A 22,185-nucleotide genomic window follows, 5' to 3' on the forward strand; every position below is an offset into this window, starting at 1 on the left:
TCGCGGCCCCGTCACCCTGATTTGCCGCATTTCACTGGGTTCATGTCCACTCCGCTCGCGGCCCAGTGCCGATCTTCTCGGACGATGCCAGCCATGTTCACCAATCTCTCAGGAGGCGATTGGCAGGAGTACCCGCGCCGGAGTGTTCGCTGCCGCCAACCATTGCCGGGGAAAGTTGTCGCGGTTTCAACCCAAAGGGGATAATCGCAATGGCTTCTGGAAATCTCTCGGCCTGCCTGAAAGTCTCGCTCGCTTATGAGGGCGGATGGTCCGATCATCCTAAAGACCCTGGCGGCGCAACGATGAAGGGGATCACGCTTGCCACGTTCCGGCGCTACAAGCCCGGCGCAAGCAAAACCCAGCTTCGCAATATCAGTCAGACGGACGTTGAGTTCATCTATCGTGACGGCTTTTGGACGCCGATCCGGGGCGATGCTCTACCGTTCGGCATCGACATGGGGACGTTCGATTTCGGCGTCAACTCGGGACCATCGCGAGGGGTGAAGGCTTTGCAATCTGTCCTCGGCGTCGATGCTGACGGAAGGGTCGGGCCGGATACGCTCAAAGCCCTGGCCGTCGCCGACAAGAAAAAGACCATCCAGAAGCTATGCGCCAAACGGCTGAGCTTCATGCAAAGCCTGAAAATCTGGAACACGTTTAAACGGGGCTGGTCCGCGCGCGTTGCTGACGTGGAGGCCAAGGCCGTCGCCATGTGGCTGGCTAACTCCGGAACGCCTGTGGAGAGTCGTAAAATCGAGCTTGACGTTGAAGCCGACAAAGCAGCCGGCAAGGCCAAGACCCAATCCCAGGGCGCTGGCGGTGCGGTTGCTGGCGGTACGGGCGCGGGCGGCAGCGATGCCGCCATGAGCGGCGAACCGAACTGGCTGCTGATCGCCGGCATCGCGGCTGTCGTCGTGGTGGTTGTCGCTGTCCTGGTGATCAAGTCTCGCCAGAGCAAAGAGCGCGCGGCTGCGTACAAGGCGGTCGCGGCAAGCGCTTGACAAATCGCAACATGCGATGCGATAAACGCAACGGGACTGGATGACGTAGTCTTTCAAGACGGTCCCCATAAATGTCCACGAAAGGCCGTCCTCAGATCGACGTTAAAAGCATGGGACCAACTTTCCTGATGTCCTTAAAAGCTGGACGGTTTCTCCCGAATGGGTTAGCGCCCTGGCCGGGGAATGGGGTTTTGTCAGCCCCGTTCCTCGGCCTTCTCTTTTTGTGGCGCGGCGATCTCAAGCCATTTCCAGCCGGCGTATTTGTCGCCCTTGGCGCGAATGTGGGTGTACCTCTTGAGGTTCGTCCAGGACCGATGCCCGCTGACGGCGGCGACGTGCGGGATATTCAAGCCAAGCTCAAACAGTCGGCTGACGCCTTCGTGCCTTAGATCGTGAAACCTGAGATTGTCAATTCCCAAGGTCGCACAAGCGTCTCGCCATGCGTGGCCGATGGTGTCGGGAACGTACGGGAATATCCTGTTCGGGCCGCGCGGCATGGCCTGGACGATCTTTAGCGCCTGCTCCGGGAGATCGCACCAAACGTCATTGCCGGCCTTCTCGGTAGGGTTCTTCATGTCGCGGACAAGAACACGGCTATGTTCTTCGTCCAGGTCGGGCCATGTGATCCGCGTGATTTCCTCCTGGCGGCGGGTCGAGAAGATCGCGAACGCTGTGATCTGGAGCATCGGCGCGGCGCTCACCCGCCTGCTGGTAAAGAACGTCATGATCCTGTCCAGTTCGTCCATCGTCGGGCGGCGGTCGCGTAGGTTTGATCGCCCTATTATGCCCAGCCGGCGCGCCACGATCGCGGCGTCTTCGATTGCCTTCTTGTCGAGTGGGTATCCCCAAGCCGGGCCGGCTACCGTGAACACCTCGGAAAGGTGAGAAAGGTAATTGCCGACTGTCTGCGGTAGGCGCGTCTTGCCAAGCTCCTGGGCGAACTCGACAAGGTTGGGGCTCCCGATCCTGTCGCATGGCAATTGCGCGATGTCGAAATCCTGTATGGATTTTAGGACCTGTTTCTTGGTGCGGCCTACAGGCTTGATGCTGTCGGATAGATATTTCTTGATGACTTGGCCCAGCGTCGGCACCGGCGCTTTAGCGCGCTCGATCTCGCCCGGCTTCGATAGCGCTTCCTCGCGTTTGACAATCCACGCGTTCGCAGCTGCGCGGCGGTCGAATGTCTCCGTCTCGCGGTGAACGACCTTGCCCTTTCGCTTGAGGATGATTTTTGCCATATAGGCGGTTGTGCCGTCCTTGCGAGGACGCGGGACGATAGTGCCCATTTCGGTATCACAAAGCTCCTGTCGGGATTACATTGTGATCCTACCGGAACGAAATGCCTACCGATATGGTCAAATGCGCAACGATGCGCAACATGTAGCGCAACAGTGAGCAACGGGCTTTATAAGGGAAACCGGCAAAATCAATGGCTTACGAGTGTCAATCTGTTGCGGCTTTGCCGATGTACGACTGGCCGGAAGCGCGGGACGATGTCGACGCGCAATGGGCGCGGCTGCGCGATGCTTTCAGACAAAAAGGCATCGATGCGCCGGAGACGATCATCCGCCGCACCGGCGATTTGCCCCCCGTGCCTGGCGGTATTCGCGACGATCAGGGAAAACCCATCGCGCCCGATCCGGCGACATTGCCGCCGGACGAACTGGATTTTCACCAGCTCTGGCTGCATCCGGCGCTGCTCTTTGCGCAAACCTGCTGGGGACCGATGGAACTCGGCCTGTCGCAGCGTGTCCAGCTCATCGGCCAGCCGCGTTACGACGCCTTCGAGGGTGGACAGGGCGAACTCTATTCGAGCGCCATCGTCATGAGAGCGGGCGAGGCACCGCCGGCAAGGGCGCCGGCCGACGGCGGTGCCGTCATTCCGCTCGATCAGCTGCGCGGCAAGCGCTTTACCTTCAACAGCCTCGATTCCATGTCGGGCATCATCGCGCCAGCCCGCGACCTGCAAACATTGGGCGAGAGTTTGGATATCTTTTCCGCGCTGAGCGAAAGCTGTGGGCACCGTGCTTCGATCGTTGCCGTTGCCGAGGGCAGGGCGGACGTCGCGGCGATCGATTGCGAGAGCTGGGCGCTGGCGCAGAGTTTCGAGCCGGCGGCGCAGAAGGTGACGGTCGTCGGCTGGACAAGGCGGCGCAAAGGCTTGCCGTTCATCACGGCCAGGACAACGCCGGAAACGATCGTCGCTGCGATGCGCGAGGCGATCGCCGCGCTCGCATAAAGCGCGTCGCGTTCGGTCGGCCTCATGCGACGCGCTTTAGATTCTTGTTTTATGCATGTCGTTATCGCAAAGCCGCTGCATACTTTTGCGCGACATGCATTAGCGTCGCTCAGCCGCCAAGCAGCCGATTGTCGAGCGGGTAGGTCGAAAGCTTCTCGTTGCCGGTTTCAGTGATCAGGATCTGTTCTTCGATCTTGACGCCTTCGTAGCCGCCAAGCCGACCGATATAGCTCTCGACGCACAGCACCATGCCAGGTTCGAGCACTCCGTCCGGTGTGTCGTCGGTCCAGTCGCTAGCATGCGGCAAAGTCGGGTATTCGTCGGCAAGGCCGACGCCGTGATAGAGCACCCCGTAACGGGCCGGGAAGCAGTCTCCCGGTGGCACTGACGAGCCCTCGACGAGGTCGCGGAACGATATGCCCGGCCGCATCAGCTCGGTGTTGTGGGCGATCTGGTCGGCGGCGATGCGGAACAGGTCGCGCTGCTCCTGCGACGGCGGCGCATCACCGCAAAGCCAGGTGCGCGAAAGGTCGGCGCAGAAGCCGTAAGGACCGATCAGGTCGGTGTCGAAAGCGACGAGCTCGCCGGCCTCGATCGTCCGCGACGAACACTCCTGGAACCATGGATTGGTGCGCGGGCCCGACGACAGGAGCCGGGTTTCGATCCATTCGCCGCCGCGCGCGATGTTGCCGCGATGGAGTTCGGCCCACAATTCGTTCTCGGAGATGCCAGGCCTCAGCGCCTTCTCCATCTCGCCCATTGCCGCCTCGCAAGCGGCGATCGCCCGGCGCATGGCAAGGATTTCGTCGGGCGATTTGATCAGCCGCGCATTTTCCATCACCGCCTCGCCATTGCCGGTCGAGATGCCGAGGCGGGCGAGCTCTTCGATGCCCTCGGGATTGATGTGGTCGACTGCGATGCGGCGATTGCCGCCGCCATGTTCCAATACCAGGTCGGCGATGCCGGCTGCCCAGCGGCGGACTTTTTGACTGGTCAGCTCGCCGCTGTACAGATAAGCCCACGACACCGCCGGCCGCACCTCGTCGACGACGCCGGAATGATCGGAAAGGTGCTCGCAGGAGAAATAGTCGAACAGCACCACCGGGCCATCGGTGGCAACGAAACAATGCCTGGTCCGATTGTGTGCGACCCAGAGCTGCATGTTGGTTGCGTCGGTGGCATAGCGGATATTGACCGGATCGTAGAGCAGGGCTCCCGCATAGTCGCGGCGCTTCAGCTCGGCGCGGATGCGCTCGAGCCGGTATCGGCGCATGGCGGGCAGGTCAGGAGCAGCAATGCCCGCCGCCTGCCATTCGGCTTCCGCCAGCGCTCCATAGCCCAGTGCATGCTGGTTGAGTTCAGCGGCCTTCATCTGCGATTTTTTGCGCAGCACATCATTCGAGCCGTCGGGCTCGAACGGCATGATCTTGCGGTGATGACGGGGCCGGTCAGTCGGGTTCCTGTCCACCCTCGGCTCCTCCGCTAACGCCTTCCTTGGGCGCCGTGGCTTCTCCCACCGCCATTCTCTTCAATCTTACATAGGCGCCGGCCCGGGCGGACTTGCCGGTGCCGCGCAACAGCGGAACCATCATTTGCCGTGGTTGGCCGTCCGGCTCATAGCCGGCCGCTTTGAGCTGCTCCAAAATGACCGGCCGCGGATCGTCGCGGTCAAGCCAGACGAGTACGGCCGGCTCCTGCATCAGCGTTTCGAAATTAGGCACTTCCTGGTCAAGTGCGACCAGTTTTTCGTCGACCAGCCGCAGGTTTCCGACCCATGCACCATCAGATATTGCGGTTTTGACCGGTCCGTCCGCAGTCAGTTGGCGATAGAGGGCGGGGTAATCCACGCGGATCATCCGCGAGAGGCCACTGGCCCCGTTTATCTGGACGTACCAGGTGGCGGGCGCGAGCAGCACGGCGATGATCGCTCCAGCCGCGATCACCATGAGCTGCGCATTCCTGCCGCGCGGCGCCAGCCGTTCCATAGTGGCGACGATGGCCAGCGGCAACATGAACAGGACCGGTAGCAGCCAGCGGTCCTTGACCACCGTCACGCCGGTGGCAAGTACAAGTATTGCCAGCATGGCCAAGCCGAGCGCCAAGGTACGCCACAACAGAATTTCCCGGGGCGGACCTTCCGGATGCCGCTCCGAGAAACGGAACTTCGCCAGCCAGAAAGACAGGGCGGAAACGAGCACCGGCAAGACCGCGAAATTGAAGGTGCCCATGATAAACTTGCCGGCGCCGACAAAGGCCGCCGCCATGCGCGCTTGTTGCGAATCTATTCCGAACTTCTCGCCTCTCGACAATAAATCGGCGGGATGCATGAGGCTCCAATAGGTGGTTGGCGCCAGCACCAATATCGCGACCGCTATGCTGATGGCGAACTTCGGATCGAGGATCGCGCTGCGCCATTCGCGCAGCGACAGCACGGCCGCAACAAGGGCCACCACGAGGAAGACATCATTATATTTGGCAAGAATTGCCGCCGCCGTGGCTAGGCCAAACGCCGCACAGGCGATCATGCTTCGCCGCTCGAGAAGATAGGACATGGCCAGCAGGAGCAGCGAGCAGAAGCCGACGACGGCGACGGAATGCGACAAGGCGCGCTGCGATTCCCAGACGATCTGCGGGATCGTAAACAGGCCGAACATGGCCGCCGCCGCTGTCGCTTTGGTGTAGCCGAACCGCCGCATGGCGGCGAACACGCTGCAGGCGGCAAGGAACAGCACGGAGTATTTGACGAGCTTCAGCGTGAAGATACTGGTGCCGAAAATATGCGCGGCCAGCCAGTTGATCCAGGTGTACAGGGGTGGTTGCGAGCCGCCATATCCAGCCCAGAGATACGGAACATAGATCAGTTGCTCCGCATCATCGATGCCGACGCCGGTTCCCGCCCAAGAGCTCAACAGGGACAGTATGATGGTCTGCAAGGCAAAGTAAGCCGCGACCATGACGATCGCCGCCGGGAAGGGGCCGATCCGCGCCTCGGCAAGCCAGTCGGCCCATCTCAGATTGTACTTCAATGAAATCTCATCGCCCTTGCAGCAGAGTGTTGCCGGCTGCGCTAGCATGAAGAGTATGCTCCGCACAATGCGACCGGCTGGCTGCGCCTACGTCCTCATCTTTTCGCCGCTCGGGTCGAAGGGCGGCTCGACATTGATGCGTGCCGGCCGCCGGTGCCCGAGGATTTCGATCTCGAACAGCCCGGCGCTCTCGTTCTCGGCAAGCGCTGCCGGTACATAGCCTTGCGCCATCGACTTCTCGACATAATGCGCATAGCCGCCGGAGGTGACCCAGCCGACCACGCGCCAGTCGCCGTCGACGATGCCGCGCACGGCAGACGCGCCTTCGGCGGCGTTCGAGCCGCGCACTTCCTTGCCGCCCGCGTCGAAGCGCGGCGCGCCATAGCCATGCGGCTTTTCCACGGTGCCGTAATCCTTGCCGCCGACCTTGGCCCAGATCGGCTCGTCGCCCATGACGTCTGCATCCGCGGCATCGACGATGAAGGAGACACGGCGCAGTTTCGGCCCTTCTGCCTGTTCCTTGGCCGCTGCTTCCCGGCCGATGAAGTCGTTCTTCTCTAGCTTGATGAAGCGGTCCATCGAGCCTTCGAACGGTCCGTAGATCGGACGTAACTCGCGGAACCAGGTCGGGAAGTTCTTCTCAAGCCGCATCGAGAGCAAAGCCCGCATGCCGAAATCGACAAGCCCAAACTCTTCGCCGGCCTCCTTGATCGCCTTGTAGACCAGGCGCTGGTAGGCAGGCGCCATCCAGATCTCATAGCCGAGGTCGCCGGTGTAGGTGATGCGATTGACCATGCAAGGCGCGCCGCCGACCGCCATTTCGCGGAAATCCATAAAGCGGAAGGCCTTGGTCGAGATGTCAACATCGACCAGTTTCTGCAGCAGGTCGCGGGATTTCGGCCCGGCGATGGAGAGACCGACCAGCATCTGGTCGAAGCGGTGGATGCGGATGCTTCCATCCTTTGGCAGATGCTTCTCGAACCAGCGCATGTGGTATTTTTGCGCTGCCGAAGAACCCCAGATCATGAAGCGGTCTTCCCCACCCCTTGGGCCCGCCTTGGCGATGGTGAAGTCCCCGATCAGCCGGCCGAACTCGTTCAGCATGGGCGTCAGCACGATGCGGCCGGTCTTCGGCATGCGATTGGTCATCAGACGGTTGAGGAAGTCCTCGGCCCCTGGCCCGGAGACTTCGTATTTGGCGAAGTTGGCGATCTCGGTGACGCCGACCCTCTCGCGGGTGGCGCGCACCTCCTCGCCGATCGGGCGGAAATCATTGGAGCGGTGGAAGGACACGACGTCCTTCGGCTCCGAGCCTCTCGGCGCGAACCAGAGCGGGGTTTCGAGACCCCAGCTGTCGCCCATGACGGCGTTGTTGGCGAGCATGGTGTCGTAAAGCGGGGTCGTCTGCGCTGGTCTTGCCGCCGGTAATTCCTCGTTGGGAAAGCGGATGGAGAAACGGCGCGAATAATTTTCGCGGACCTTTGCGTTGGTATAGCGCAGCGTTGCCCATTCGCCGAAGCGCGCAACGTCCATGCCCCAGACGTCGAAGCCGGGGTCGCCATGGACCATCCAGTTCGACAGCGCCAGGCCGACGCCGCCGCCCTGGCTGAAGCCGGCCATGACGGCGCAGGCGCACCAGAAATTGGTCAGGCCCTGTACCGGGCCGACCAGCGGGTTGCCGTCCAGCGCGAAGGTGAAGGGGCCGTTGATGATCTGCTTGATGCCGGCCTTTTCGATGCCGGGGAAATGCTTGAAGCCGATCTCGAGCGACGGCGCGATGCGGTCGATGTCGGGCTGCAGCAGCTCGTGGCCGAAATCCCACGGCGTGTTGACCGGCGACCACGGCTTGCAGGCCTTTTCATAGGTGCCGAGCAGGATGCCGTTGCGTTCCTGGCGGGTATAGATCTCGCCCTTGAAATCGAGCACGCCAATCATCTCGCGGCCGGTCGACTTGTTGAATTCCTCGACCTCCGGCATCGGCTCGGTCAGAAGATACATGTGCTCCATGGCCAGCACCGGCAGTTCGACGCCGACCATGCGACCGATCTCGCGCGCCCACAGGCCGCCGCAGTTGACCACATGCTCGGCTTTGACTGTGCCTTGCTCAGTGACGACGTTCCAGGTGCCGTCGACCTCCTGCGTCAGTTCCACGACGCGGTTGCGCAGTACGATCTCGGCGCCTAGCTTCCTGGCGGCCTTGGCATAGGCATGGGTGGTGCCGGAAGGGTCGAGATGGCCCTCGACTGGATCCCACATGGCGCCGACGAAATTCGTCTCGTCCATCAGCGGGAACATCGCCTTGGCTTCAGACGGCGTGATCAGTTCGGTGTCCATGCCGAGATAGCGGCCCTTGGCGTGGGCGAGCCGCAAGAAGTCCATGCGCTCGGGCGTGTCGGCCATCATCACGCCGCCGGTCAGGTGCAGCGAGCAGGATTGGCCGGAAATCTCCTCGATCTCTTTGTAGAGCCGCACCGTATAGGCCTGCAGTTTGGCGACGTTGGGATCGCCGTTCAGCGTATGGAAGCCGCCCGCCGCATGCCAGGACGAGCCGGAAGTGAGCTCCGAACGCTCGATCAGCATGATGTCGGCCCAGCCAGCCTTGGCCAGATGATAGAGCACCGAGCAGCCAACGACCCCGCCGCCGATGACAACCGCTTTTGCATGAGATTTCATGAAGATAGATCCGTGTTTGAAGAGATTGAATCGAGTGAGCGGGGCGCGAAAACAAAGCGGAGATCGGATACAGCGATGTTTCCGGCCAGCCTGCCATCAAGACGGAGTGGGGGTCGACTACTCATCAGATGATCAAAAATCGGTCGGCGCGCCGCCTTCGGCCCGGCGCTTGTCGACGAAAGCGTTGAGCTCCTCCCGGATTGCCGGATCCATGTAGGGCTCTTCATAGGACGCCAGCCGTTCCTTCCAGACGCGATTGGCCTTTTCGAGTGCCGTCGGCGACCCGGCCTCCGCCCAACTCTCGAAATTGCGCCAGTCCGAGATAATAGGCGCATAGAACGCGGTCTTGTAGCGGTCCTGCGTGTGCTGGGTGCCGAAGAAATGGCCGCCGGGGCCGACGGACTGTATGGCGTCGAAACCGAGTGCTTCCTCGGAAAGATCGAGCGGCGTCAGGAACTCGGCGACCATCTGCAACAGGTCTATATCGAGGATGGTCTTCTCATAGGAGCAGCGCAGGCCGCCTTCGAGCCAGCCGGCGGCATGCATCATCAGATTGCCGCCGCCCTGGATGGCGCCCCACAGCGAGAACACGCTTTCATAGGCGGCCTGCGCGTCAACCGTGTTGGCTGCGCAGGTGTTGGAGGTGCGGTAGGGGATGTTGTAGCGGCGGGCGAGTTGCCCACCGACCAGCTGCGCCTTCATATATTCCGGCGTGCCGAAGGCCGGCGCGCCGGACTTCATGTCGACATTCGAGGTGAAGCCGCCGTAGCCGACAGGCGCGCCCTTGCGCACCATCTGCGCGAAGGCGATGCCGGACAGCGCCTCGGCATTCTGTTGCACCAGCGCGCCGGCAATCGTCACCGGCGCCATAGCGCCGGACAGGGTGAACGGCGTCACGATGACCACCTGGCCCTTGCTCGACATCTGGATGATGCCTTCCATCATCGGCACGTCGAGCTTGAGCGGCGAATTGGTGTTGATGATGGTGAATACCGACGGCTCTGCAAGCAACTGCTCATGGCTGATGCCACGTGCGATCCTGGTGATCTCGATGCCGTCGACGTTGCGCTCCTTGCCGAGCGAATAGATGTGGAACATCTTGTCGGTCAGCGTGGCGAGGTCACGGATGCATTCGAGGTGGCGCACGGACGGATGGATGTCGATCGGCTCGACCGGATAGCCGCCCGTGCAGTTCAATATGTTGTGCATCTGCGCAAGCTTGAGGAAGTTGCGGTAGTCCTGCTGGTTGCCCGGCCGGCGGCCGCGGTCGACGTCGGAGCAATTGGGCGCCGACGCCATCATCGAGATGATCAGATTATCACCGCCGAAGCGCACGTTGTGCGCCGGGTTGCGGGCGTGGATGGTGAATTCCGGCGGGCAGTGCGCAACCAGTTCCAGGATCATGTCGCTGTCGAAGCGCACCCGCTCGCTGCCTTCGCGGACATCGGCGCCATGCGCCTTCATGATGCGCCGGGCTTCGTCATGCAGCACGTCGACGCCGATTTCCCGCAGCACGCGCAGAGAGGCGAGGTGGATAGATTCCAGCTCGTCGTCGGAAACCAGCCGGGTCGGCGCCAGCGGGTTCTTCAACTGTCGAAACGGCGGCTGCTCGAACGCCGCCGATCCGCCGGCACGCTTTCCCGCGCGGCCGCCGCGACGGGCGCGGTCGTTTGCCAATGCAGGTTCGGCGGGCTGAAGGGCGGCGGTCATGATAGTCCTCGTACGCTGCGGCAATGCGGCGGCATAATGGACTGCCGGCCGGCCAGTCATTGCGGAGGCGGCGACCACTAGGACGAGGGAAGCGACATGCCTGAAGGGCAGCCGGAGGGATCGTCAGGCTCCTATCTCTTCCGGCTGGCGCAAGCGGTTTTCGTTGCCGGTGCTTACCGCGATGAAAGCGAAACGCTAGTCCTGCATCATGGACCGGGCGGAACAGGACAGCGGCGAGACAGTGCAATGGGCGGCGATCACCGGCGTGATCGCCACCGTCTCGGTGTTCGCCATCGCGCAAGGGCTGAGCTATCCGCTGTTGAGCTTCATCCTGCAGCGCCAGGGCGTCTCGCCGGCCATGATCGGCCTGTCGGCGGCAATGACGCCGATCGGCTTCATCGTCTCCTCGCCGCTGGTTCCGGCGCTGGCACGGCGTTTCGGGGCAGGGCGCACCGCGCTTACTTGCGCGGCACTTTCCGCGCTGGTGCTGGCGCTGATCGGCTGGACGCAAAATGTCTATCTGTGGTTTCCTCTGCGCTTTTTGATCGGCGCCGTCACCAACCCGCTCTACGTGCTGAGCGAAGTCTGGGTGATCGCACTGGCGCCGCCGACACGCCGCGGCCGCGTCATGGGCATCTATTCGACCATCATTTCGGCGGGCTTTGCGGCGGGGCCACTGTGCCTGCTTGCGGTCGGCACCGAGGGATGGCCGCCGTTTCTCGTCGGCATCACCGCATTCCTGTTTTGCGGCACCTGCCTCGCCTCAGTGCTGGCACGGCTGCCCAAGGTCGACGAGAGCGGGCACCGCGTTTCGGTGCTGGGGTTTGTGCCGCAGGCGTGGCTGCTGTTATCGGCGGTGATCGTGGCCGCCGGTTTCGAACAGGCGGTGCTCGCCTTGCTGCCGGTCTACGGAACACATTATGGCATCGCCGAAGCGCGCATGTCGGCGCTGCTGTCGGTGATGATCGCCGGCAACATCGCTATGCAGGTGCCGCTCGGCCTGCTGGCGGAACGACTGACGGCGCGGCTGGTGCGGTTCATCTGTGTTTCGATGACGGTGCTCGGATGCGTTCTGTTGCCGGTTCTCATCGAGACGCCGCTGATCTGGCCGTGCGTCTTCATCTGGGGCGCGGTTTCCTACGGCATTTACACGATGTCGATCATTGAACTCGGCGAGCGGTTCACCGGCTCGGCACTGGTCGCCGGCAACGCCGCCTTCTCGCTGATGTGGGGCGTCGGCGGCATCGCCGTGCCGCCGCTGGCGGGCAGCGCCATGGATGTTGTTGGCGCCGGCGGCCTGCCAATGACGCTCGGTGCCATTTGCCTGGCGCTGGCAGTTGTAACGGTCATTCGAAGACGGATGGTGTGAATGCCAGAAAGCCGCCGTCTCTGACGAATGACTTGAATATAAGCGGCCCCATGTCGATCTTGGCTATGCCGCCGCCCGACTCAACCGGAGACGTCATGACCAAATCGAATACCAAGGGCCAGCCGGGTTCGGCGGCCGAAGACCCGTTTCTCTGGCTTGAGGACAGGAGGGGCAAGCAGGCGCTCGACTGGGTGCATCACCAAAATGCAGTTACGGTCGGGGAGCTGCAGGGTGATCCGTCCTATCAGACGTCGTTCGAGACGGCGCTCGACCTGATGACAGCCGAGGATAACATCGCCGTCGGGGCCGCTATCAACGGCTATGTCTATAATTTCTGGCAGGACCGGACGAACGTACTCGGCCTCTGGCGGCGCACCACCGTCGCCTCCTACAAGACCGACAAGCCGGAATGGCAGACGATCATCGACTTCGACAGTCTGGCGGCGAAAGAGGGGGTGAAATGGGTGTTCAGCGGCGCCAGCTGGCTCTACCCCGACTTCAGCCGCTGCCTGCTCAACCTGTCGCCGGATGGCGGCGATGCTAGCGAGATGCGCGAATTCGATATCGAAAGCAGATCGTTCGTCGATGGCGGCTTTCGCGCCCCTGCCTCGAAATCGAGCTTTAGCTGGCTGGACGAGGACACGGTTATCGTTTCCGCCGCCTTCGAGGAGGACGACAAGACCCAGTCCGGTTATCCGCGCGTGGTCAAGCTTTGGCGGCGCGGCACGCCACTGGAAGCGGCGATGCCGATCTTCGAGGCGCTGAAGCAGGATCTTGCCGCCGGCGGGTCCGTCGAATTCGACGGCGACAAGCGTCATGTCTTCCTCGCCCGAACCATCGACTTCTTCGCCTCGCACAGTTTCCTGCGGCTGCCTTCCGGCGAGAACAGGCGCATCCCGTTGCCGGACGACGTCACCGATACAGCGCTGTTCAAAGGCCAGCTCGTCTTCGGCGTGCGTACCCCGTGGACTGCGCCGGACGGCACGCTGTGTAAGCCCGACGGGCTCTATTCACTCGATTTCGAGCGCTGGATCGAAACCGGGCTATTCGGATCCCTCGGTACCGTGCTCGAGCCGGCGCACCGTGTCTCGATCGCCGGTATTGCCCGCACGCAGGACCGGCTGTTCATCAATTTGATGGATAATGTGCGCGGCAAGGTCGTCGCCGGCAAGCGCAGCGACAGCGGCTGGGAGTTCAAGCCCGTGGCGTTGCCTGAAAACGGCAATGTCGGCATCAGCCATGCCGAGCATTTCGGTTCCAGCGTCTCCTTCTCCTTCACCGATTTCCTGACGCCGAGCTCGATCATCTGGTCGGACGACAACGCCGCGGGGCTGGCAACGGTGAAGTCGCAGCCGGCGCGTTTCGATGCGTCGTCCCTGGTCTCCGAACAGTTCGAGGCGCGCTCGAAGGATGGCACGATGATCCCGTACTTCGTCGTCAGGAGGCGCGACTTGCATGGACCCGTGCCGACATTGCTTTACGGCTATGGCGGCTTCGAAGTGCCGCTGCTGCCCGGCTATGCCGGCGTGCGCGGCAGGCTGTGGCTGGAGAAGGGCAATGCCTATGTACAGGCCAACATCCGCGGCGGCGGCGAGTTCGGCCCGAACTGGCATCAGGCGGCGCTCAAGGCCAATCGCCAGAATGCCTTCGACGATTTCGCCGCGGTCGCGCAAGATCTGGTCCAACGCGGCATCGCTACGCCCGCCACACTGGGCATCCAGGGCGGATCGAATGGCGGCTTGCTGACCGGCGTCTCGCTGACCCAGCACCCGGAATTGTTCGGTGCAGTGATCATCGACGTGCCGCTGCTCGATATGCTGCGTTACACCGAGCTGCCGCCCGGCGCGTCATGGATGGCCGAGTATGGCGATCCGGCGAAGCCGGAAGAGGCAGCCTGGCTCGCCGCCTATTCGCCCTACCAGCATGTAGACACGGATGCAGCCTATCCGCCGGTGTTGCTGACGACCTCGACCGCCGACGATCGCGTCCATCCCGGGCATGCCCGCAAGATGGCGGCACGGCTGCAGGCGGCCGGCCATGGCAAGACGCTGTTCTTCGAGGAGACCGAGGGCGGCCATGGTGGACGCGGCGACCGGCGGCCGCAGGCCGCACAGGCGGCGATGAAGTACGTCTTCCTGCAGCTGGCCCTGACTGGCACCAATTGACCGGCGTCGCTTGACCGGCACGGCTTGAACTGAGGGCTCGAGGCAGCCTAAGGTACATGCATGGCTCGGCTGGCGAAATCGGGTTGCGCATTTGGGGTGGCGGTGACGCCGTCGTCGCGCACGCTACGCGCCGAGCTGTTGCGGCTCTGCGCTCGCATCGGCTATTCGCCGCCCGCTGTCCTCTGACGAATCCGCCCCGGCGCGAAAGCTGCCGGATTGGTTCAAGAGGAAAGACCAGACATGACCTACCAGAATTATTCGCTGAAGCAGCTTCAGCAGATCGATGCCGCGCATCACCTTCATCCGTTCACCGACCACAAAGAGATGCGCGAGACCGGCTCGCGCATCATCACCCACGCCAACGGGCCGTTCATCTATGATGCCGAAGGGACGGAAATCCTCGACGGCATGGCTGGGCTGTGGTGCGTGAATGTCGGCTATGGCCGCGACGAGCTGGCCGACGCCGCTTACGCCCAGATGAAGGAATTGCCCTACTACAACTCTTTCTTCAAATGCTCGACGCCGACGCCGGTTCTGCTGTCGAAAAAGCTGGCGGAGATCGCGCCAAGGCACATCAACCAGGTGTTCTACGGCTCGTCCGGTTCGGAGGCCAACGACACGGCGCTGCGCCTGGTCCGTCACTATTGGGTGCTGGAAGGCAGGCCCGAGAAGAACCGCATCATCTCACGCAAGATGGGCTACCACGGCTCGACCATCGCCGGCGCCTCGCTCGGCGGCATGGATTTGATGCACAAGCAGCTCGGCGGCGCTGTGCCCAACATCGTCCATGTGATGATGCCCTATGCCTATGAGCTCGCACTGCCCGGCGAAAGCGACCATGATTTCGGCCTGCGCGCGGCAAAAGCGGTCGAGGACGCGATCCTCGAAGCCGGCGCCGACAAGGTGGCCGCCTTCATCGGCGAGCCGGTGATGGGGGCAGGCGGGGTGAAGATCCCGCCGATGAGCTATTGGCCGGAGGTGCAGCGCATCTGCCGCAAATACGATGTCCTGCTGATGCTGGACGAGGTCATCACCGGATATGGCCGCACAGGCGAGTGGTTCGCCGCACAAGCCTTCGATGTCGAGCCCGACACCATCACCACGGCCAAGGCGCTGACCTCTGGCTATCAGCCGCTGTCGGCGCTGCTGGTCGGCGACCGCATCGCGGCGACGCTGGTCGAAAAGGGCGGCGAATTCTATCACGGCTACACCTATGCCGGGCATCCGGTGGCCTGCGCGGTGGCGCTGAAGAACCTCGAGATCATCGAGCGCGAAGGGCTGGTCGAGCGCGTCAGGAACGACACCGGGCCTTACTTCGCCAGGGCGCTGCAAGAACGTCTCGGTGGGCACGATCTGGTCGGCGAGGTGCGCTCGTTCGGGCTGATGGGGGCGATCGAGATCGTCAAGGACAAGGTGACCAAGGAGCGCTTCCTGCCGGCCGGCAGCGCGGCGGTGATGGTTCGCGACCACGCGATTGTCCAGGGCATGATGCTGCGCGCTACCGGCGACACGATGATCCTGTCGCCGCCGCTGATCTGGACGCGCGAGACGATCGACATGGCCTGCGACCGCATCGCCACGGCGCTCGACCTGGCGCAAGCAGATTTGCGCAAGCATTAGGGAGGCGATCGCCGGGCGCTCCATGTCGGGCGCCCGGCGTTTGAATGGGCGCTCGCCAGGCGAGGATGCGAAACGCAAAAACCGCGCTCCATCGGAACGCGGCTTTGCCAGATACGCATGGCGCTTCGCCAACAATACACTTGCGAAACTTACGGCGAAACTTACGGGCTCCGGTACGCGAGACCTGATCCGGAGCGCCGGGCGGATGTCCGCCTCGCAATCCGTTTTAAACGCATATCGTTACTGCAGGGTTAGCAAGAGCTTAAGCAAACCTAAATTTGCCGGCTTTCCGCATTGGGCAGATCGAAAACCTGTGAACTTGGAGCTTACGCCGGGTCACCACGGAGGAAATTAATGATGCCGGAAAAATCCGCGCCGGCATTCCCTTGTGCGTTGAACAGCGCATAAAGCTGGGCTGCCTCGGCGCCGAGCGGCGTTGCTGCACCGACGCTCTGTGCGGCCTCCTGCGACAGTTTCAGGTCCTTCAGCATCAGTGCCGCCGCGAAGCCAGGCTTATAGCCATTGTTGGCGGGCGATGTCGGCACCGGGCCGGGCACCGGGCAATAGGTGGTCAGCGACCAGCACTGGCCGGACGAGGTCGAGGCGACATCGAACAGCGCCTGGTGCGACAGGCCGAGCTTTTCCGCCAGCACGAAGGCCTCGGCAACGCCGATCATCGAAATGCCCAAAATCATGTTGTTGCAGATCTTCGCCGCCTGTCCGGCGCCGTCGTCGCCGCAATGAACGATGCGGCCGGCCATCGGCTTGAGGATTGGTTCGGCCTTGGCGAAGGCATCCTTCGAACCGCCGGCCATGAAGGTCAGCGTGCCGGCCGCCGCACCGCCCGTGCCGCCGGAGACCGGCGCGTCGATCGACAGCAACCCGTGCTTGGCGGCGATAGCATGGGCCTTTCGAGCCGAGTCGACATCGATGGTCGAGGAATCGATGAACAGCGCGCCTTTTTTCGCCTTGGACACTATGTCTGCGTAAACCGACAGAACATGCTTACCGGCTGGCAGCATGGTGATGACTGCATCGGCGTCTTTCACCGCTGCAACGGCGTTGGCCATGATGACGACGCCGTGTTCCCTGGCAATGACGAGATTCTCCGGCACCAGGTCGAAGCCGTGCACGGCATACCCGGCCTTGACCAGGTTGGAGGCCATCGGATTGCCCATATTGCCGAGGCCGATGAAGGCGATGGTGGTCATAATGGCGCTCCGTGGTTTGGGTAGGCAGTAGGCAGTAAGCAGTAAGCAGTAAGCGACCTATTCGGGCGCAAGTTTGCTAATAAGTTGGCGAAGCATTTTCCCGATGCCCTCGGTCGCTAAAAGCACGTGATAAGCTTGATCATGCGTAGCAAGGCCAATGCGTTCAGCGATCTGGAGGTGTGTCTCGAACTCCTTCAGCGATCCCTGAGCAATCCTGAGAAATTGCTGATAGGAGCCTCTGTTGTCTCGACCGTAACCTTCCGCGATGTTTGCAGGAATAGAGGTTGCTGAGCGGCGGATTTGGCTGGTCAACCCATGCAATTCCTCTTTTGGCCATGCCTTGGTCAGGGAGTAGGTGGTGACGGCCAGATCCATCGCCTGCTGCCATACGATAAGATCCTTGTACGAATTGATCTTGCCGGTCATTCTTTCTGCCTACTGCCTACTGCCTACTGCCTACTGCCTACTGCCTACTGCCTTACCGTCCGATCAGGGCGCGAGCGATGATGACGCGCATGATCTCGTTGGTGCCTTCGAGGATCTGGTGGACACGCAGGTCGCGCACCAGCTTCTCGATGCCGTAATCATGCAGATAACCATAGCCGCCATGCAGCTGCAGGGCGTCGTTGGCGACGTTGAAGCCGGTGTCGGTAACGAAGCGCTTGGCCATTGCCGACCATTTTGAGGCATCCGGCGCGTTGCGGTCGAGCTTCGAGGCGGCGGTGTAGAGGAAGATGCGTGCTGCCTGCAATTCGGTCTCCATGTCGGCAAGCTTGAACTGCAGCGCCTGGAACTGGTTGATCTTCGACCCGAAAGCCTTGCGCTCGGCGGTGTAGGCGAGCGCCTTGTCGAACGCCGATTGCGCGCCGCCGAGCGAACAGGCGGCGATGTTCAACCGGCCGCCGTCGAGCCCGGCCATGGCGATGCCGAAGCCGGCGCCCTCGACCGACAGCAGGTTTTCGACCGGCACCTTGCAGTCCTCGAAGACGACCTGGCGGGTCGACTGCATGTGCCAGCCCATCTTGCGCTCGTTGGCGCCGAAGGAAAGGCCGGGCGCATCGTTCGGCACGACGAAGGTGGAAATGCCTTTCGGCCCGTCGGCGCCGGTGCGCGCCATGACGACATAGAGGTCGCTGTCGCCGGCACCGGAGATAAACTGCTTGGCGCCGTTCAGCACATAATCGCCGCCGCTTTTGACCGCGCGCGTCTTCAGCGCCGCCGCATCCGAGCCCGAGCCGGGCTCGGTCAGGCAATAGCTTGCCAGCCATTCCATCGAGGTCAGCTTCGGCAGGAAACGCCGGCGCTGCTCGTCGCTGCCGAAGCGGTCGATCATCGATGCCGCCATGTTGTGGATCGAGATGAAGGCGGAAAACGCCGGATCGGCCCGCGAAAGCGCCTCGAAGATCAACACGGCATCGAGCCGGCCGAGCCCCGAGCCGCCGAGGTCGTCGCGGACATAGATGCCGCCAAGGCCGAGCGGACCTGTCTCGCGGATCACATCGGCGGGGAAATACTTGTTGCGATCCCAGTCGAGTGCGTTCGGCGCCACACGGTCGGCGGCGAAGGCTTGCGCCATCTCCTGGATGGCGCGCTGGTCTTCGTTGAGTTCGAACTGGCTGGTGCCCGCATCGACAGCGGCGTCCATGGCGTGCTCCCTGATGTTTCCGGCCTGCTGGCCTGTCGTTTTTGGCTTTGCGCGCAGTCCAATCTAGACCAATGATGCCGCCGCGCAACCCGACCGTCTCTATCCAACCATCTGGGCAGCCGCTGTGCGCGAATGCGCTTTGGAGCAAAGTGTGACGACAACTTTCGACGAACTGCTTGGATGCTTCCATGCCTATCTCCAGACGTTCGACGATGCGCTCGTGCAGGACGCTGTGGCGCGGATCGGCTGGGACATGCCGGGCCGGCCGCTCGAACCGCATGCACTGCCGTGTCTCGTCCAGCTCGACCGTATCGTCGAACTCGCTCCCGCTGCGGCCAAGCCGCTGGCGCGGCTGGTTGCGGAGCGTCGCGGCGATCTGCACTGGGGCCAGACCTATGGCGAAGCGGATTTCGGCAAGGTTTTCATCGACAATTACGGCTGGCTGGAGGTGTTCGGCACACGCGGCCATTTCGTCAATGACGAGGTCGCGGGCGGCCTGCTGATCCTTGGGCCCGACATCGTCTACCCCGATCACCACCATGTCGCGGAGGAGATCTACATCCCGCTGACCGGCGGCACCGAATGGCGCATGGGCGACGGCGGTTTTCGCCTTCGAGCGGCGGGCGAGGTGATCCACCATGCCTCTGACATCAACCACGCCATGCGCACCGGCAAGGAGCCGCTGCTGGCGCTCTATCTCTGGCGCGGCGGCCCGTTGGCAGCCAGGTCGACGATCACCGCAACCGTTGCGCAGGGCAGGGACTGATATGGCCAAGGCGATCATGCTGCAGGGCACGGGTTCGGATGTCGGCAAGACGGTGCTCGTCGCCGGTCTGTGCCGCGCGGCGAAGAAGCGCGGCTTGAAGGTGCGGCCGTTCAAGCCGCAGAACATGTCCAACAACGCCGCCGTCGCCGATATTCCAGGCGATTCAGGCGGCGGTGAGATCGGCCGCGCCCAATGGCTGCAGGCGATCGCCTGCGGCGTGGCGCCGACCGTCCACATGAACCCGGTGCTGCTCAAGCCGCAGACCGATGTCGGCGCTCAAGTCGTCGTGCAGGGCAAGGTGTTCGGCGAGGCGCGGGCGCGCGACTACCAGGCGCTGAAGGGCCGGCTGATGGATGCGGTGCTGGACTCCTGGGCAAAGGTCGGCGAGGGCGCCGATCTGGTCATTGTCGAGGGCGCCGGCTCGCCGGCCGAGATCAACCTCAGGAGCCGCGACATTGCCAATATGGGCTTTGCGACGCGCGCCGGCGTGCCGGTGATCCTGGTCGGCGATATCGATCGCGGCGGCGTCATCGCCTCGGTCGCCGGCACCCATCTGATCCTGCCGGAGGAGGACCGGCGCATGATCGTCGGCTACCTCATCAACAAGTTCCGTGGCGACGTCTCGCTGTTCGAAGACGGCATTGAGGCGATCGAAAGATTCACCGGCTGGCGCTGTTTTGGCGTCGTGCCGTGGCTGAAGGCGGCGGCGCGGCTGCCATCGGAAGATTCCGTCGTGCTCGAACGACTGGCGTCCGGCGAGAAGCGCGCGCTGAAGGTTGCCGTGCCGATGCTCTCGCGCATCGCCAATTTCGACGATCTCGACCCGCTCAAGGCCGAACCGCAGGTCGAGGTGGTGTTCGTGCCGCCTGGCCAGCGCTTGCCGCAGGATGCAGGGCTGGTGGTCATTCCCGGCTCGAAGTCGACGATCGGCGATCTCCTGAAATTGCGCGAGAACGGCTGGGACCGCGACCTTGCCGCGCACAGGAAACGCGGTGGCCACATCGTCGGCATTTGCGGCGGCTTCCAGATGCTCGGCCGTAGCGTGCGCGATCCCGACGGCATCGAGGGCAGCGTTACCGAGACACAAGGGCTTGGCCTGCTCGACGTCGAAACGGTGATGGAGCCGGAAAAGACGGTGCGCAATGTCAGCGCGCGCTCGGTGCCGTTCGATCTGCCGCTCGAGGGCTACGAGATCCATCTCGGCCGCACCACCGGTCCGGACACGCTGCGGCCGTCCGCCGTTATCAACGGCATCGATGACGGCGCTATCTCGGCCGACGGCAAGGTGCTGGGCACCTATATGCACGGGCTGTTTTCCGCCGATGCCTTCCGGGCGAAATTCCTCGAAAGCCTTGGCGTCAAGGGCGGAGGCATCGACTACCGCGCCGAGGTCGAACGGGCACTCGACGAGATCGCAGCCGAACTGGAAACCCACCTCGACTGCGACGCGATTTTTGGGCTGGCGCGTTAGATACTTTGCGCGGAAGTTTTGCACGGGTCGTTGGCTTCGACGGATCACATGCCTTGGCGATTAGCGGAAACGTCCATCGCTTCGTCATCCTGGGGCGGAGCAAGGAGCGAAGCGACGCGGCGCAGACCCCAGGATCCATGCCCTGACTTCGGAGCGCCGCTGCGGCGCAGAATTCTGCTCCGCTGGCTCCTCGGCCAAGGTCACGGCATGATGGGGTGGACGGCGCCCGACGGCATCGGATGTGCCAGAATGAGTTCGTTGAGATCTCAAACAAGGGAGCCGTCCGTGGAACACCTTATCCGTATTGGCATGGATACGTCCAAGAGTGTTTTTCAGCTGCATGGTGTCGACGCTGCGGAGCGTTCGGTGCTGGTGCGTAAATTGCAACGGCGGGCGGTAGTCCCGTTCTTCGCCAAGCTTGCGCCGGTGAGGATCGGGCTGGAGGCGTGCGGTGGCTCGCATTACTGGGCGCGCACGCTGTCGGGGCTGGGTCATGAGGTGGTGCTGATCGCGGCGCAGCACGTGAAGCCGTATGTGCGGCGCGGCAAGCATGACGCGGCTGACGCCGAGGCGATCTGCGAGGCGATGAGCCGGCCCAGGACACGCTTTGTTGGGATCAAGAGCGGCGAGCAGCAAGCGGCGCAGATGCTGTTTGGGGTGCGCGAGCAGCTGGTGCGGCGGCGCACGCAGCTTGCCAACACGATCCGCAGCTACGCAGCCGAATTCGGCCTGGTGGCCGCACAAGGCCTTGCTCGCATCGAGCCACTGCTGGCCCGCATTGCCGGCGACGCGACGGTGCCGGCGCTGGCAAAGGAACTGCTTGAGACGCTCGGCGAGGAATACCGCGCGGTGTGCGCGCGATACGCGGCAATCGACAAGAAGCTGTTGGCCCATCACCGCAAGGACGAGACTGGACAGCGGCTGGCTGCGATGCCCGGCGTCGGGCCGGTCGTGGCGAGCCTGCTCGGCGTCAAGGTCACTGATGCGACAGCGTTCGGTTCGGGACGCGACTTCGCGGCGTGGCTGGGGCTGACGCCGAAGAACCATTCGACCGCCGGCAAGAACCGGCTGGGGGTGATCACGCGGGCCGGCGACGAGATGCTGCGGCAGGCGCTGGTGGTGGGCGCGACGGCCCACATCCAGCAGGTGCGTCGCGGCCGCGCCAAGACCTCGCCGTGGCTGGCGGCGTTGATTGCGCGCAAGCCGCCGAAGCTGGCGGCTGTGGCGCTCGCCAACAAGACCGCCCGCATGGCCTGGAAGATGATGATCACCGGCGAGCCGTACCGTTG

Annotated in this window: 16 protein-coding genes; 8 read left to right on the plus strand and 8 right to left on the minus strand. The window is 63.0% G+C overall.

Annotated features, from left to right (window positions below):
• The first annotated feature begins 209 nt into the window (after positions 1–209).
• Positions 210–1,001: a glycoside hydrolase family 108 protein gene (locus NKI97_RS12830; RefSeq protein WP_352834489.1), complete on the plus strand. Its 792-nt coding sequence runs from the start codon at positions 210–212 to the stop codon at positions 999–1,001.
• A 194-nt stretch (positions 1,002–1,195) separates the two neighbouring features.
• Here NKI97_RS12830 and NKI97_RS12835 read toward each other — a convergent pair whose 3' ends face one another.
• A complete protein-coding gene (locus NKI97_RS12835; protein ID WP_352834492.1) occupies positions 1,196–2,287 on the minus strand; it encodes a tyrosine-type recombinase/integrase in 1,092 nt (363 codons plus the stop codon).
• 143 nt (positions 2,288–2,430) lie between these two features.
• On the opposite strand from NKI97_RS12835, the gene NKI97_RS12840 reads away from it, so the two are divergent.
• Positions 2,431–3,240, plus strand: coding sequence for a phosphate/phosphite/phosphonate ABC transporter substrate-binding protein (locus NKI97_RS12840; protein ID WP_352834495.1), 810 nt, complete (start codon positions 2,431–2,433; stop codon positions 3,238–3,240).
• A 109-nt stretch (positions 3,241–3,349) separates the two neighbouring features.
• Here the strand turns inward: NKI97_RS12840 and NKI97_RS12845 are convergent, their stop codons facing one another.
• From NKI97_RS12845 to NKI97_RS12860, 4 genes are all read right to left on the minus strand, one after another.
• Positions 3,350–4,663 (minus strand): M24 family metallopeptidase, encoded by a 1,314-nt coding sequence (locus tag NKI97_RS12845; protein WP_352742511.1) that lies wholly within the window; start codon positions 4,661–4,663, stop codon positions 3,350–3,352.
• Between the two features lie 25 nt (positions 4,664–4,688).
• Positions 4,689–6,314 (minus strand): ArnT family glycosyltransferase, encoded by a 1,626-nt coding sequence (locus tag NKI97_RS12850; RefSeq protein ID WP_352744815.1) that lies wholly within the window; start codon positions 6,312–6,314, stop codon positions 4,689–4,691.
• Between the two features lie 39 nt (positions 6,315–6,353).
• The gene (locus NKI97_RS12855; protein WP_352742263.1) at positions 6,354–8,939 is read right to left on the minus strand and encodes a GcvT family protein; all 2,586 of its coding nucleotides are present in this window, start codon (positions 8,937–8,939) and stop codon (positions 6,354–6,356) included.
• A 132-nt stretch (positions 8,940–9,071) separates the two neighbouring features.
• Positions 9,072–10,649, minus strand: a complete 1,578-nt coding sequence (locus NKI97_RS12860; protein WP_023676493.1) for a trimethylamine methyltransferase family protein — start codon at positions 10,647–10,649, stop codon at positions 9,072–9,074.
• A 208-nt stretch (positions 10,650–10,857) separates the two neighbouring features.
• Here NKI97_RS12860 and NKI97_RS12865 point away from each other — a divergent pair, with 208 nt between their 5' ends.
• The 3 genes from NKI97_RS12865 (at position 10,858) to NKI97_RS12875 (ending at position 15,803) form a co-directional block, all read left to right on the plus strand.
• The gene (locus tag NKI97_RS12865) at positions 10,858–12,018 is read left to right on the plus strand and encodes an MFS transporter (RefSeq protein WP_352834498.1); all 1,161 of its coding nucleotides are present in this window, start codon (positions 10,858–10,860) and stop codon (positions 12,016–12,018) included.
• Positions 12,019–12,113: 95 nt separating this feature from the next.
• Positions 12,114–14,183 (plus strand): prolyl oligopeptidase family serine peptidase, encoded by a 2,070-nt coding sequence (locus NKI97_RS12870; protein ID WP_352744808.1) that lies wholly within the window; start codon positions 12,114–12,116, stop codon positions 14,181–14,183.
• Between the two features lie 240 nt (positions 14,184–14,423).
• The gene (locus NKI97_RS12875; protein ID WP_352452083.1) at positions 14,424–15,803 is read left to right on the plus strand and encodes an aspartate aminotransferase family protein; all 1,380 of its coding nucleotides are present in this window, start codon (positions 14,424–14,426) and stop codon (positions 15,801–15,803) included.
• Between the two features lie 326 nt (positions 15,804–16,129).
• Here the strand turns inward: NKI97_RS12875 and mmsB are convergent, their stop codons facing one another.
• The 3 genes from mmsB to NKI97_RS12890 are packed head-to-tail and all read right to left on the minus strand — an operon-like array spanning position 16,130 to position 18,659.
• Positions 16,130–17,014: a 3-hydroxyisobutyrate dehydrogenase gene (gene mmsB, locus NKI97_RS12880; RefSeq protein ID WP_352834501.1), complete on the minus strand. Its 885-nt coding sequence runs from the start codon at positions 17,012–17,014 to the stop codon at positions 16,130–16,132.
• Positions 17,015–17,071: 57 nt separating this feature from the next.
• Entirely contained in the window at positions 17,072–17,440 is a 369-nt protein-coding gene (locus tag NKI97_RS12885; RefSeq protein WP_352834504.1) for a four helix bundle protein, read from the minus strand.
• Between the two features lie 52 nt (positions 17,441–17,492).
• Positions 17,493–18,659 (minus strand): isobutyryl-CoA dehydrogenase, encoded by a 1,167-nt coding sequence (locus NKI97_RS12890; protein WP_352834507.1) that lies wholly within the window; start codon positions 18,657–18,659, stop codon positions 17,493–17,495.
• Between the two features lie 151 nt (positions 18,660–18,810).
• On the opposite strand from NKI97_RS12890, the gene NKI97_RS12895 reads away from it, so the two are divergent.
• The 3 genes from NKI97_RS12895 to NKI97_RS12905 all read left to right on the plus strand — a co-directional run.
• Positions 18,811–19,425: a dimethylsulfonioproprionate lyase family protein gene (locus NKI97_RS12895; protein WP_352834509.1), complete on the plus strand. Its 615-nt coding sequence runs from the start codon at positions 18,811–18,813 to the stop codon at positions 19,423–19,425.
• Position 19,426: 1 nt separating this feature from the next.
• Positions 19,427–20,896 carry a cobyric acid synthase gene (locus tag NKI97_RS12900; RefSeq protein WP_352834512.1) on the plus strand — a complete coding sequence of 490 codons (1,470 nt, stop codon included), beginning with the start codon at positions 19,427–19,429 and terminating at the stop codon, positions 20,894–20,896.
• A 285-nt stretch (positions 20,897–21,181) separates the two neighbouring features.
• Positions 21,182–22,185, plus strand: a 1,004-nt coding sequence (locus tag NKI97_RS12905; protein WP_352834514.1) for an IS110 family RNA-guided transposase, incomplete at its 3' end; no start/stop codon positions are given.

The organism is Mesorhizobium sp. M0296 (assembly GCF_040321675.1).
Classification (GTDB): Bacteria; Pseudomonadota; Alphaproteobacteria; order Rhizobiales; family Rhizobiaceae; genus Mesorhizobium.